The sequence below is a fragment of the Paraburkholderia largidicola genome, from assembly GCF_013426895.1.
Taxonomy (GTDB): Bacteria; Pseudomonadota; Gammaproteobacteria; order Burkholderiales; family Burkholderiaceae; genus Paraburkholderia; species Paraburkholderia largidicola.
The window spans coordinates 1,833,183-1,846,709 of record NZ_AP023174.1 but is presented as its reverse complement, the minus strand read 5'-3'; the positions used below and the strand labels follow the sequence as shown (position 1 = coordinate 1,846,709).

Annotated in this window: 9 protein-coding genes; 4 read left to right on the top strand and 5 right to left on the bottom strand. The window is 64.8% G+C overall.

Annotated features, from left to right (window positions below):
• Positions 1-239: 239 nt before the first annotated feature.
• The 3 genes from PPGU16_RS08230 (at position 240) to PPGU16_RS08220 (ending at position 4,596) form a co-directional block, all read left to right on the top strand.
• Positions 240-1,850, top strand: coding sequence for a sensor histidine kinase (locus tag PPGU16_RS08230; RefSeq protein ID WP_180722477.1), 1,611 nt, complete (start codon positions 240-242; stop codon positions 1,848-1,850).
• A 164-nt stretch (positions 1,851-2,014) separates the two neighbouring features.
• Positions 2,015-2,509: a response regulator gene (locus tag PPGU16_RS08225; protein WP_180722476.1), complete on the top strand. Its 495-nt coding sequence runs from the start codon at positions 2,015-2,017 to the stop codon at positions 2,507-2,509.
• Positions 2,510-2,604: 95 nt separating this feature from the next.
• Complete coding sequence (locus PPGU16_RS08220; RefSeq protein WP_180722475.1) at positions 2,605-4,596, top strand: hybrid sensor histidine kinase/response regulator; 1,992 nt, start codon at positions 2,605-2,607, stop codon at positions 4,594-4,596.
• Positions 4,597-4,716: 120 nt separating this feature from the next.
• Here PPGU16_RS08220 and mscL read toward each other — a convergent pair whose 3' ends face one another.
• The 5 genes from mscL to mfd all read right to left on the bottom strand — a co-directional run bounded on the left by mscL (position 4,717) and on the right by mfd (position 12,535).
• Positions 4,717-5,166: a large conductance mechanosensitive channel protein MscL gene (gene mscL, locus PPGU16_RS08215; protein WP_180722474.1), complete on the bottom strand. Its 450-nt coding sequence runs from the start codon at positions 5,164-5,166 to the stop codon at positions 4,717-4,719.
• A 192-nt stretch (positions 5,167-5,358) separates the two neighbouring features.
• On the bottom strand, positions 5,359-6,381 hold the full coding sequence (locus tag PPGU16_RS08210) for a threonine/serine dehydratase family protein (RefSeq protein WP_180722473.1): 1,023 nt from the start codon (positions 6,379-6,381) through the stop codon (positions 5,359-5,361).
• 74 nt (positions 6,382-6,455) lie between these two features.
• Positions 6,456-7,703, bottom strand: a complete 1,248-nt coding sequence (gene argE / locus PPGU16_RS08205) for an acetylornithine deacetylase (RefSeq protein WP_180722472.1) — start codon at positions 7,701-7,703, stop codon at positions 6,456-6,458.
• A 146-nt stretch (positions 7,704-7,849) separates the two neighbouring features.
• Positions 7,850-9,037 carry a M20 family metallopeptidase gene (locus PPGU16_RS08200; protein WP_180722471.1) on the bottom strand — a complete coding sequence of 396 codons (1,188 nt, stop codon included), beginning with the start codon at positions 9,035-9,037 and terminating at the stop codon, positions 7,850-7,852.
• Positions 9,038-9,046: 9 nt separating this feature from the next.
• Entirely contained in the window at positions 9,047-12,535 is a 3,489-nt protein-coding gene (gene mfd, locus PPGU16_RS08195; protein ID WP_180722470.1) for a transcription-repair coupling factor, read from the bottom strand.
• Positions 12,536-12,780: 245 nt separating this feature from the next.
• On the opposite strand from mfd, the gene ispD reads away from it, so the two are divergent.
• Entirely contained in the window at positions 12,781-13,491 is a 711-nt protein-coding gene (ispD, locus tag PPGU16_RS08190) for a 2-C-methyl-D-erythritol 4-phosphate cytidylyltransferase (RefSeq protein ID WP_180722469.1), read from the top strand.
• Positions 13,492-13,527: the final 36 nt, after the last annotated feature.

The window sequence follows — 13,527 nt, the reverse complement described above, 5'->3', positions numbered from 1 at the left end:
CCGCCGATAATGGCCGCGTCCCAGTTGCGGCGCGGCTTTGACGCAGATTGCACCGGTCCGGCGCGTCGACGGCGCGGCGTATGGGTGAAAATATCGATAGCATTGGTCGCGCCGCGACGTTAGAAGCGCGGCGCACAGCGATGATGCATGCGCATGGCTCATGATTGCGCGCCTGTTCCACATGTCGGGAAGCGGTTTGCGTTGCCTCGCACGTTCATGCCGCATTGCGCCAGCCATCCATGAAACTGTTCACCAAAGGCCTACTGCTGATCGCGTTGCCGAGCGCCATCGAACTGGCGCTGCTCGGTGTCGTGTTCGACATGCAGGCTCAGACCACGCGCGCCGTCGAGCGCTCGTCGGACAGCAAGCAGGTCCTCTATCAGGCGACCGCGCTCGAAAACCCCGTGCTTCGACAAGTCGCGCGCGTGCGTACGGGGATCGTCGCGGGCGACGCGTCATTCATGGACCGCCATGCGGCGTGGGTCGATATCGGCGACCGGCTCGCGCGGCTCGAAACGGCCGTCGCCGACACGCCCGAGCAGGCCGCGCGCGTGCAACGCATGCGCGAAGAGGTGGACAGCTACCGGCAGCAGGCGCTGTCCGTCGCGCAGTCGCTGCGCACGGGCGCGACGATGAAGCCGTTCGTCACGCTCGAAGGCGGCGAGTTGCCCGCGCAGGTGATGCGCTTTCGCGCGCAGTTGAAAGAATTCATCGACGAAGCGTCGCGGCTCGAAGTCGAGCGTAATGCGACGCTCGCGAAAACGCGCCAGCGCCAGCAATGGACGCTGGCGGGCGCCGTGATCGCTTCGATGCTGCTGTGGGCGGGCACGGCATTCGGCTTCGCGCGCAGCATTGGCCGGCGCCTGGACGTGCTGGCGGAAAACGCGCAGCGGCTCGCCAGCGGGAAACCGCTGCCCACACCGCTATCGGGCAACGACGAAATCGCCGCGCTCGATTCCGCGTTGAATCGCACCAGCGCGCTGTTGCGTGAGGCAGACGAGAAACAGGCCGCGCTCAAGACGTCGCTGCAAATGCGCGCGGAGGAACTGGCGGGCGTCAACGAGACCTTGCGCCAGGAGACGCAGGACAACGAGATGTTCATCTACAGCGTGTCGCACGATCTGCGTTCGCCGCTCGTGAACATGCAGGGTTTCTCGAAAGAACTGCAGGTTTCGTGCGACGAACTGCGCGCGACCATCGACGATGCGCATCTGCCCGACGTCGAACACAGGCGCCTTGCGCACGTGCTCGATGGCGACGTGCAGGAATCGCTGCGCTATGTGCGCTCGTCGGTGACGCGCGCCGCGGCCATTATCGAAGCGCTGTTGCGCATTTCCCGCGTGGGGCGGCTCGAATATCAATGGCAGCGTGTGAGCGTCGGCCGCGCGGTCGCGCGTGCCGTCGACGCGCTGCAAAAGCGCATCGACGAGCGCAAGGTCGTGGTCGTCGTGCGCGATCTGCCCTCGGCATGGGGCGATCCGTCCGCAATCGAACAGGTGTTCAGCCAGTTGCTTTCGAACGCAATCAATTTTCTCGATCCGTCGCGGCCGGGGCGCATCGAAGTCGGGGCGCTCGACGGTCTCCAGCCGGACACCACGCAAGCGTCGGCGCCAAGAACGCGCACATACTTTGTGCGCGACAATGGGTTAGGGATTCCGGCCGCCTACATGTCGAAAGTATTTCGCGCGTTCCAGCGGCTGCATGGCGATGTCGCGCAAGGCGACGGCATTGGCCTCGCGCTCGTGCGGCGCACAGTCGAACGTCACGGCGGGCGGGTGTGGGTCGAATCGGCGGAGGGCGCGGGGTCGACGTTCTTCGTCACGCTGCCCGACCAGCCGATGCGCTATTGATGCACAATCGACGCACATGAAAACCAGCGGCGCCCCTGCGCAAAGGCGCGGCAAGCCGTAAGCCAACGGCCGCATAATAGCGGGCAGGTGAGTCGTACCATGACGCGGTCGCAGATCACGCGCAACGCATCAAACAGATGCGGCGCACGGGCTTCGGAGGGAACATGTCACACGGGGAAGCGGTCGGTAAGTCGGTCGGCATCGTGCTGGTCGAGGACGATGACGGGCATGCTACGCTCGTCGAGCGCAATCTGCGGCGTGCGGGGATTTCAAACGGTTTTGTCCGCTTCGGCGACGGCCAGGAGGCGCTCGATTATTTCTTCGGCGAGCCGCGCGCCGGCGACCGCGCCAATGGCCGCCCGGCGCGCGACGAACTCGCGAATTACGTGGTGCTGCTGGACCTGAAGATGCCGCGCGTCGATGGCTTCGAAGTGTTGCGGCGGCTGAAGGAGTCGCCGTCGACGTCGTCGATGCCCGTGATCGTGCTCACGACCACCGACGATCCACGCGAAATCGAACGCTGTTACGAACTGGGCTGCAACGTCTACATCACGAAGCCGGTCGAATACGATGCATTCATCGAAGCCGTGCGACGGCTGGGCTTTTTCCTGCAGGTCGTGAAGCTGCCGCCGGGGCAGCGCTACGCACCGGCAGCATGACTGCCGATGCGTTGAAGCATTTCACGGATAGTCACGCAATGTTCACGAAACAACGCCGCAATCCTCGTTCGTCCCATTGAACTGAATCATCTGGCATGACAGAAGACGTGACCACGCTACCCGCCGCCCTCGTGCTCGTCGTTGACGACGACGAAGGCATCTTGCGCCTTGCGCGCAAGTCGCTGGAGCGCGCCGGCTGCCGGGTCGAACTGAGCAGCAGCGTCGAGGCGGCGCATCGCGCGATCGTCGCGAATCCGCCCGATCTGATCGTGCTCGACTATCAGCTCGACAGCGCGGAGACGGGGCTCGATTTTTTCCGGCGCCTGCGCAACGAAGGCGTGCGCATCCCTGCCATTCTCGTCACCGGCTTTACCGATGAATCGCGCGTGATCGAAGCGCTGCGCTCGGGCGTGTCCGACGTCGTGCCGAAAACGGGCGACTATCTCGACTATCTGCCCGAAGCCGTCGAACGCGTGCTATCGCAGATGCGGCTGCAGCGCGCATCGGCGGAAGCGCTGCTGCTGCGTGAGCGCGAGGCGCATTACCGGATGCTGTCGGAGGCGCTGCCTCACCTCGTCTTCACGTGCGATGCCCATGGCGACTGCGATTTCGTGTCGAAGCAATGGGTCGAATACACGGGGCTCGACGGCGCGCAGGTGCAGGGCCTCGCATGGCTCGACGCCGTGCATCCCGACGACCGCGAAGCGACGCGCCGCACCTGGCTCAGAACGGTGCGCGGCGACGGCGCCGACTATCGCAGCGAATTCCGCATTCGCCGCCACGACGGCGCGTACCGCTGGTTCGACGCGCGCATTGCCGCGGTGCGCGATGCGGGTGGCGTCGTCAGCAAATGGTTCGGCAGTTGCACGGACATCCATTCGCAACGCGAAGCCATCGAGGAGCGCGAGCGTCTGCTTGCATCGGAGCAGGCCGCGCGCCAGGCGGCGGAAGAAGCGAACCGCGCGAAAGACCGTTTTCTGGCCATGCTGTCGCACGAATTGCGCACACCGCTCACGCCGGTGCTGGCGGGCGCGCGCATGCTCGAAATGATGCAGGACCTGCCGGACGCGGTGCGCGCGGGCGTCGTGATGATTCGCCGCAACGTCGAACTGGAGGCGCGTCTGATCGACGATCTGCTCGATCTGACGCGGGTGGCGAACGGCAAGCTGCGGCTGTCGCTGGAAACGGTCGACGTGCACGACGTGATCGACAGCGTGCTCGAACTGTTTCGCAGCGAGATCCAGACCAAGCAGCAGGACGTGCACATCAGCACGGATGCGCATCATCATTTCGTGCTCGCCGACCGAGCGCGGCTGCAGCAGATGCTGTGGAACCTGATCCGTAATGCCGCGAAGTTCACGCCGGACGGCGGCCATATCTATGTGCGCACGCGCGATGAGCGGATGCACGTGCAGATTTCGGTAGAAGACACGGGCGTCGGCATCGAGCCCGAGCAGATCGGCAAGCTCTTCAACGCGTTCGAGCAGGGCAGCCAGAACATGTCGCGGCAGTTCGGCGGGCTGGGGCTGGGACTCGCGATCACCAAGGCGCTGACGGACGCGCACGGCGGCACGGTGACGGCACAAAGCCCCGGCGCACACTGCGGCGCGACGTTCACGATCACGCTGCCCACGGCCGCGGAGCCGCACGCCGAGCCGGTCGCGCCTGAGGCGGCGAGCGTGCAGCCGGCAGGCGGGCTGGGAATCTTGCTGATCGAGGACCACGCGGACACAGCCGAAGTGATGGCGCAACTGATGCGCACGCTCGGCCATGAGGTGACCGTCGTCGGGAGGGTGGCCGATGCACTCGCGGCGACGCAAAGCGCCACCTTCGATCTGATCGTCAGCGACGTAGGCCTGCCCGACGGCACCGGCCTCGACTTCGTCAAGGCATTCCGCGAGCGCGACGATGCGCCTGCCGTGGCATTGACGGGCTTTGGGAGCGATGAGGATATCCGGCGCTGCCTCGAAGCGGGCTTCACGTCGCATCTGACCAAGCCTGTCAATTTCTCGCAACTCGAGCAGGTGATCGAGAGCGCGGCAGCCGTGAAGACGCAGAAAAACGCGGGCGAAGCCCGAGCGGGCTAGCGGGGTTGGAGGCGCGCTGCGCTTGAGCCTGGTAAAAGAAAAGGGCGTGTTGCGCGCAAAGCGCAACACGCCCTTCAGTTGATGCAGGCACCGCTTGCGTGCCGATTCGAAGTACCGTCGTCAGATACGCGGCGAATTCTTCAACGAATCGCGGATTTCACGCAGCAGCAGCACGTCTTCGGGCGTGGGCGGCGGCGCTTCGGGCGCGGCGGGGGCGGGCGCGCGCAGCTTGTTGATGAACTTCACCATCATGAAAATGATGAACGCGAGAATCACGAAGTTGATCGCCACCGTGATGAACGAGCCATAGCCGAACGCGGCGACGCCCGCCGTCTGCAAGTCCTTGTAAGACTCGGGGTTGCCCTTGAAATTCTCGGGTATGTGTCCGAGCAGGACGAACTTGTTGGAGAAATCGAGGCCGCCCGTCGCGACGCCGACGACAGGCATGATCAGATCCTTCACGACGGAGTTGACGATAGTCGAGAACGCTCCGCCGATGATCACACCGACCGCGAGGTCCATCACGTTACCTTTGAGGGCAAATTCCTTGAATTCAGTAATCATGCTCATCGGGCAGTTCTCCTTGAAGTCGATGGCGACATGATAGCCAACGATCGGCACGACGTGAAATGATTTGGCGCCGGATCGCAACGATCCTTCAGTACACCAGGCTCGTTCGGCCGATATGTCGCAGAAGTGACGAGGAAACGTCGAGCGTGCAAACGCTGCGCCAGCAATCGGACAGAACGTGAAGCGAAGCGCTTAAATTTCTGCTGCCCGCGCCTGTTCGATATGCGCGGCGAACGTGCCAGGATCGGTATTCGTCCCGCATAGCAACACACCGACGCGCTTGCCTTGCAGTTGCTCACGCAACGGGCCGAGCAGGGCGGCCGTGGCGGCGGCGCACGCGGGCTCGACGGCCAGCTTCAGTTGCGTGAACAGGGTGAGCATCGCGGCACGCAATGCGTCGTCGGTGACGGTGACGAGACGGTCGACATGCCGACGGCACAGCTCGTAGCTGTATTGCTCGGTATGCGGCGCCATCAGCGAATCGGCGATCGAATGCATGTGGGACATCTTGACCGTGTGATTCGCGGCGAAGCTGCGGCTCATCACGTCCGCACCTTCCGGCTCGACGCCGAACACATGCACGCGCGGATTGGCGAGACGCAGCGCCGTCGATATGCCCGCCGCAAGCCCGCCGCCGCCGATGGGGACGATCACGGCATCGAGATCGGGTGTCTGTGTCGCCCATTCGTAGCCGAGCGTCGCGGTGCCGAGCACGGTCCGGTAACCATTGAACGGATGCACGAAATAGCGGCCTTCTTCGGCCTCGATACGCCGCACGATCTCGAACGCTTCATTCACGTTGTCGGCCATCACGACTTCCGCGCGATATTGCCGGCACAGCGCAATACGCGCCGGATTCGCCGCGTGCATCACGACGACCTTCGCGCTAATGCCCATACGCATCGCCGCGTAGGCGACGGCGACCGCGTGATTGCCGCCCGACACGCAGGTCACGCCCGCAATACGCTGCGCTTCGTCGAGCGCGAGCAGATTCGAGAACGCGCCGCGTGCCTTGAAACTGCCGCCCGCCTGCAGCAGCTCGAACTTGAAGTTGACAAGCGTGCCTTCGAGCGTCGGAAAATCCATCCGGTCGAACACGGGCGTTCGCACGACCCACGGCGTCAGCGCAAAATGCTGCGAAGCGATGTCGTCGAGCGTCGGTATCGGTTCGCCGTCGATCGTGCGGTCGGTGTGCTGCGGCGTGGCGGTGGACATGGCGTGCGTCGTCTTGTGGGTGAGGTCCGCGTTGTATGCCTTGTTGTTGTGCTTGTTGTTATGTGTTGCTTGCGTCAGTGCGCGTGCGCATCGACCGACATGCTGTGAATGAACTTGCCGAGGAACCGCTCGCACTGCGCCAGCTGATCGAGCGTGACGAATTCGTTTGCCTTGTGCGCCTGCACGATGTCGCCGGGGCCGCACACGATGCTCGGAATGCCCGCCAGCGAGAACAGGCCCGCTTCCGTGCCGTACGCAACCTTGCGCTTGTCCTGATCGCCCGTGAGCGCGCGCACCAGCTGCGTGATGGCCGCCTGTTCCGTCGAATCGAGGCCGGGCGCTGCGGCGATTTTCGTGAACTCGATCGCGGCTGCTTCGTGTTCGCGCTGCATCTTCGGCAGCAGGGTTTCACGCGCGTATTGATCGATGCGCGCGAAGATCGGCTCGGGATCGAGCGTCGGCAGATTGCGGAACTCGAACTCGAAGCTGCATTCGGCGGGCACCGTGTTGATCGCGTTGCCGCCCTTGATCGTGCTGGTTTGCGCCGTCGTGAACGGCACGTCGTAGAGCTCGTCGAACGGGCCTTGCTCGCGGAACTGGTCGGCCATGTCGCGGATGTAGCAGATCAGCCGCGCCGCGTATTCGATTGCGTTCAGGCCTTTGGGCGTGAGCGACGAATGCGCCGCGAAGCCGCGCACGCAGCACTGGTAAGCGTTGATGCCCTTGTGCGCGATGATGGGACGCATGCTGGTCGGCTCGCCGACGATGCAGCCGTCCGGCTTGACGCCGCGTTTCATCAGATCGGCGATCATCAGCGGCGCGCCGACGCAGCCCACTTCTTCGTCGAACGAGAACGCCAGATGGATCGGCTTGGCCAGTCTGGTCTGCTGCATTTGCGGCACGAGCGTCAGCGCCGCGCCGATAAAGCCTTTCATGTCGCAGGTGCCACGCCCATAGAGCTTGTCGCCGCGCACTTCGGGCTTGAACGGGTCGCTGTCCCATTTCTGACCGTCGACGGGCACCACGTCCGTGTGTCCCGATAGCACGATCCCGCCATTCGTCTCGCCGTCATGCGCCGGAATCGTCGCGAACAGGTTGGCCCATTTGCCGCTTTCGTCGTGCGTGAGGGTGGCTTCGACGCCGCGTTCGCGCAGCGCGTCACGCACCGTCTCGATCAGGCCGAGATTCGGATTGCGGCTGACCGTGTCCATCGACACGAGGCGTGTGACCCAGGGAAGCGAAGCGGGGGAAGAAGACTCGGCGGAAGCAGCGGAAGGGGACGACGTTTGGGCGGACAGCGCTTTGTCAGCGACCTGTGACATGACTTGGGCTCCAGCTTGGGTGTGTTTTGATGATACCCAAAAAACGCTTAATTAGCCAAAGCTCATAAAGCCAGGTTGCTTGTGGGACGGGGCTTTGCGCGATGCAGCAATTGATGGTGCGCGCTGAAATCGTTATTGGCGACGGGTCAGGCTCGTGGCTTGTCAGGCGCGAGCAACGTGAGCAACGCGTGTTCGTACGCGCGATAGACGGGCGCGATGCTGGCGAGTTCGACGCGCTCGTTGGCCGCATGAATGCCTTCGCATCGCACGCCAAAACCGCACAACGCGGGCACGCCGAGCGACGCGAGGTAATTGCCGATGTTCGACGGTCCCGCGACGGCCAGCGGCAGAGCCGCGCCCAGCGCGTTGCGTGCCGCGTGATACAGCGCGTGTGCCATCGGATGGGATTCCGGCACGCGGTACGCGGGCCAGCCGTCGATCCATTCGATCGACGTCGCGAGCGATGGATCATGTTGCGCATCCTGATCGCAAACGATGCCTTCGATCAGGCGTCGCGCTTCGACGGCATCGAAGCCTGGCGTGAGGCGGCAATCGAGGGTGAGTTCGCAACGATCCGGCACGCTGGTGAAGGTGCCGTCGCCCGCGCGGATGCCGGTGACGGTCAACTGCGCGGGGCGATCGAATGCGCGGTCCACGGGCAGCGTGGCTGCGTTCAGAGCCGCAGCGAGGCGCGCGCCGCGTATCGCCGCATTGAGTCCGCGCGTGCTGCTTGCGCCGGAGTGTGCAGCGATGCCGCGCACGACGAGCCTCGCGCGAATGAACCCGCGCGCGCCAACGATGATGCGATCGAGTCCCGGATAGCCGATGAACACGCCATCGGGCTTCACCGCATCAGGCGCATCGAAAAACGCGCGGGCGCCGCCGAAGCGGCCCGTATGCTCGTCGAGATCGAACAGCACGCAGAGCGTCCCAGCAAGCGTATCGGTGCGCTGCGCGAATGCCGCGGCGAGATGCGCGAAGATCGCGACGGCCGCCTTGCTGTCCGCGCTGCCGCGTCCATAGAGCCAGCCGTTTTCAATGTGCGCGGCGAGCGGCGGATACGCCCACATCGATTCGTCGCCGAAGCTGGCGGTATCGAGCGACGCGTTGAGCACGTAATGCGGGCCAGCGCTCGCGCCGCGTATTTCGATGTGAAGGGCGAGCGGCGCTCCATCGGCGGAAACGAGGCGGCGCGTGTGCACGTGGTGCGCGCTGAACCAGGCTTCGATGCATTCGAGCACGGGCGCGCGCGTATCGATACCACCCCGGCTCGGCACGCGCACGAGCGCCGTCAACAGTTCGACGATCGATGCCGTGTCGACAGCGCCCGTCATCCGCCGGCCTTACGAAGCGACGCGCCGGTCCGCCGCGCCCTTCGTCGGCGTACCGAGCGCACGCAACGTTTCTTTCACGGTCGCGACGCGCACGGTGAAATCGGGACTGCGGCTTTCGATACGCAGCTTGTCCTGGCCCGCGAGCTTGATGTGCTTGTGCTTCTGCACCATCTCGATGATCCGCATCGCGTCGATGGGCGGATTCGGAATGAACTGCAGGCCGATCACCGCTTCGCCTGCATCGATCTTCGAGATGCCGAGCGGTTTCGCGGCGAGGCGCAAGCGGTGCGTTTCGACGAGCGCATGCGCCTGCGGCGGCATCTTGCCGAAGCGGTCGATCAGCTCTTCCTGAATGCCGTCGATGGCATCGCTGTGCTCGCAGTTCGCCAGCCGCTTGTACAGCGACAAGCGCTCCTGAACGTCGCCGCAATAGTCGGCGGGCAGAATGGCAGGCGTGTGCAGGTTGATCTCGGTCGTCGCCGCCAGCGGCGCGGTGAGGTCCGGCTCCTTGCCGTTCTTCAGCGCCTTGACGGCGTCGTTCAGCATGTCGGTGTAGAGCTGGAAGCCGATTTCGTGAATCTCGCCCGACTGCTTGTCGCCGAGCACTTCGCCCGTGCCGCGAATTTCGAGGTCGTGCATCGCGAGATAGAAGCCCGCGCCGAGTTCTTCCATCTGCTGAATGGCTTCGAGCCGCCGTTGCGCCTGCTTCGTGAGCCCCTGCGGATCGTGCACGAGCAGATACGAATACGCCTGGTGATGCGAGCGGCCGACGCGTCCGCGCAACTGGTGCAACTGCGCGAGACCGAATTTATCGGAGCGGTGAATCAGGATCGTGTTTGCGCTCGGCACGTCGATACCTGTTTCGATGATCGTCGTACAGAGCAGCACGTTGGCGCGTTGCGCGACGAAATCGCGCATCACGCGCTCCAGTTCGCGCTCGTGCATCTGTCCGTGCGCCACGGCGATACGCGCTTCCGGCACGAGCGCTTCGAGCATCTGCCGGCGGTTTTCGATCGTCTCGACTTCGTTGTGCAGGAAGTACACCTGGCCGCCGCGCTTCAGTTCGCGCAGCATGGCTTCGCGAATCACACCGTCTTCCTCGCGGCGCACGAAGGTCTTGATCGCGAGGCGCTTTTGCGGCGCGGTCGCGATCACCGAGAAATCGCGCAAGCCTTCGAGTGCCATGCCGAGCGTGCGGGGGATAGGCGTCGCGGTGAGCGTGAGCACGTCGACTTCGGCGCGCAGCGCTTTCAGCGCTTCCTTCTGGCGCACGCCGAAGCGGTGTTCCTCGTCGATGATGACGAGCCCCAGCCGCTTGAACTGCACATCCGACGACAACAGCTTGTGCGTGCCGATCACGATGTCGACGGTGCCTTCGTTGATCTGCTGGATCGACGCGCTGACTTCCTTCGTGCTCTTGAAGCGCGACAGTTCGGCGATGCGCACGGGCCAGTCGGAGAAGCGGTCGGTGAAGGTCTGCGTGTGCTGTTCGGCGAGCAGCGTGGTAGGCGAGAGCAGTGCTACCTGTTTGCCGCCCATCACCGCGATGAAGGCCGCGCGCAACGCGACTTCCGTCTTGCCGAAGCCGACGTCGCCGCACACGAGGCGATCCATCGGCTTGCCGCTCGTCATGTCGCCGATCACGGCGGCAATCGCAGCCGCCTGGTCGGGTGTTTCCTCGAAGCCGAAGCTCTCGGCGAACTTCACGTAATCGCGCGGTTCGAGCGCGAACGCGTGGCCTTCGCGCGCGGCGCGGCGCGCGTAGAGATTCAGCAGTTCGGCCGCCGTGTCGCGGATCTGCTGCGCGGCCTTGCGCTTGGCCTTTTCCCACTGGCCCGAGCCGAGCGCGTGCAGCGGCGCGCTTTCGGGGTCCGCGCCGCTGTAGCGCGAGATTACGTGCAGTTGCGCGACGGGCACGTAGAGCTTGCTGTCGCCCTGGTATTCGAGGTGCAGGAACTCGGTTTCGCCTTCGCCGAGATCCATCGTCACGAGGCCCATGTAGCGGCCGATGCCGTGCTGCGAATGCACGACCGGGTCGCCGACCTTCAGCTCCGACAGGTCGCGCACCATCGAATCGACGTTGCTCGCCTGTTCCTGGCGGCGGCGTCCCGCGCGGCGTGCGAGCGGCCCGTACAGTTCCGTTTCGGTGAGAATCGCGACGCCTTCGCCCGGAATCGCGAAGCCGTTGGCGAGCGGCGCGACGCCGAGCGCGAAGCGTGCGTCGGAGGTCAGCCAGTCGCCGTAACTGTCGGCGGAAGCGGGGCGCAGCGCGTTGTCCGCGAGCAGTTGCGCGATCGTCTCGCGGCGACCCGCCGATTCCGCGGCGAACAGCACGCGGTTCGGCGTAGTGGCGAGCCAGGCGCGCAAGCCGGCGACGGGATCGTCGGCGTGGCGGTCGATGGCGAGATTGGGCAGCGGCACGGCCCAGCCGCCACCCGCATTGCCGGGCAGCGACAGGCGCGCGAACGGCTTGGCGAACGTGAAGAAATCGTCGTCCGACAGGAACAGGCGCTGCGGCTCGAGAATCGGCCGGTCGCGGTCGTGCGACAGGAAGTTGTAGCGCTGCTTCGTATCTGCGGTGAAGCGCCGGATGGCCGCGTCCAGATCGCCGACGAACGCAAGCTGCGCGCCCTCAGGCAGGTAGCGAAAGAGCGTCGCCGTTTCTTCGAAGAACAGCGGCAGATAGTATTCGATACCCGCCGACGGCACGCCGTTGCCGATGTCCTTGTAGATCGACGCACGGCTCGGGTCGCCCTCGAACACTTCGCGCCAGCGGCTGCGAAACGCGGTGCGCGCGGCTTCGTCGAACGGAAACTCGCGGCCGGGCAGCAGGCGCACGTCTTTCACAGGGTAGAGGCTGCGCTGCGAATCGGGATCGAATGCGCGGATCGAATCGACCTGGTCGTCGAACAGGTCGATCCGGTACGGCAGCGGCGAACCCATCGGAAACAGGTCGATCAGCGAGCCGCGCACGCAGTATTCGCCGGGACGCACGACCTGGCTCACGTGCTCGTAACCGGCCAGCGTCAACTGTGCCTTCAGCTTCGCTTCGTCGAGACGCTCGCCCTGCGAGAACGAAAACGTGTACGCCGCCATGAAGGAGGCGGGCGGCATCCGGTAGAGGGCAGTCGTCGCGGGCACGAGCAGGATGTCGCAGCGGCCTTCGCCGAGGTCGTGCAGCGTGGCGAGACGCTCGGAGACCAGATCCTGGTGCGGCGAGAACGAGTCGTAGGGCAGCGTTTCCCAGTCGGGCAGCAGGCGCACGCGCGCCTCCGGCGCGAAGAACGCGAGTTCCTGCGTGAGCCGCTGCGCATCGACGGCGCTCGCGCAGACGACGGCCAGCAAGGGCACCTGCGCCTTGTACGCGAGGTGATAGCGCGCGATCAGCAGCGCATCGGACGAACCGTGCGTGCCGTCGAACACGAAACGCTGGCCGGCCTTGACCAGCGCGAGGGGCGTTGAGGAGGAAGACTGCGTGGATGCGGCGATGTCGGGCATAAAAGGGAAACGGCCTTTGGGTGACGCCAATGAACAACGGTTCAACGATCGACTGCAAACGGATGACGGCAAACGGCTAAAACACCATCGGCTCGCGAGACACGCACCAATGAAAACCGCCAGCGGACGCCTCGTGGGCGCGTCGCTGGTGTGCGTGAGCGGCAAGTTTACGCGTGCCGGGGCATGCGTGCCGGAGACCTATTATAAAATCCGTCCTTCACTTTCACCTGCAACCCGTCCGTTCCGTGACTTCCCGCCTCTTTGCACTGATTCCTTGCGCCGGCACCGGCAGCCGTTCGGGCGCGCCGATGCCCAAGCAATATCGAACCGTCGCGGGACGCGACATGCTGTATTACTCGCTCGCCGCGTTCGACGCATGCAGCGAGTTCGCGCAGACGCTCGTCGTGATCGCGCCGGACGACCAGCACTTCGACGCGCGCCGCTTCGCGGGCCTGCGCTTCGCCGTGCGGCGCTGCGGCGGAGCATCGCGGCAGGCTTCCGTGCTCAACGGGCTGCATGCGCTCGCCGAGTTCGGCGCGCGCGACGACGACTGGGTGCTGGTGCACGACGCTGCGCGCCCCGGCATCACGCCCGCCCTGATCCGCGCGCTGGTCGGCACGCTGAAAGACGACGCGGTGGGCGGCATCATGGCGCTGCCCGTCGCGGACACGCTCAAGCGCGTGACGCCCCATACCGACAACCGCATCGACCACACGGAACCGCGCGACGGCCTGTGGCAGGCGCAGACGCCGCAGATGTTCCGCATCGGCATGTTGCGCGACGCGATTCTGCGTGCGCAGGGCGACGGCCACGATCTCACCGACGAGGCGAGCGCGATCGAATGGTCCGGTCATGCACCTAAACTGGTTCAAGGCAGCCTGCGCAATTTCAAGGTCACGTATCCGGAAGATTTCGATCTGGCCGAAGCGATACTCGGGCGCGGCACGGCCGGCTGACGGGCGCCTCGTCGTCATCGCTTAAGAATCATCACA

Coding starts and splice junctions, on each gene's coding strand:
- PPGU16_RS08230 (WP_180722477.1), top strand. CDS start 240: ATGAAACTGTTCACCAAAGGCCTACTGCTGATCGCGTTGCCGAGCGCC.
- PPGU16_RS08225 (WP_180722476.1), top strand. CDS start 2,015: ATGTCACACGGGGAAGCGGTCGGTAAGTCGGTCGGCATCGTGCTGGTC.
- PPGU16_RS08220 (WP_180722475.1), top strand. CDS start 2,605: ATGACAGAAGACGTGACCACGCTACCCGCCGCCCTCGTGCTCGTCGTT.
- mscL (WP_180722474.1), bottom strand. CDS start 5,166: ATGAGCATGATTACTGAATTCAAGGAATTTGCCCTCAAAGGTAACGTG.
- PPGU16_RS08210 (WP_180722473.1), bottom strand. CDS start 6,381: ATGTCCACCGCCACGCCGCAGCACACCGACCGCACGATCGACGGCGAA.
- argE (WP_180722472.1), bottom strand. CDS start 7,703: ATGTCACAGGTCGCTGACAAAGCGCTGTCCGCCCAAACGTCGTCCCCT.
- PPGU16_RS08200 (WP_180722471.1), bottom strand. CDS start 9,037: ATGACGGGCGCTGTCGACACGGCATCGATCGTCGAACTGTTGACGGCG.
- mfd (WP_180722470.1), bottom strand. CDS start 12,535: ATGCCCGACATCGCCGCATCCACGCAGTCTTCCTCCTCAACGCCCCTC.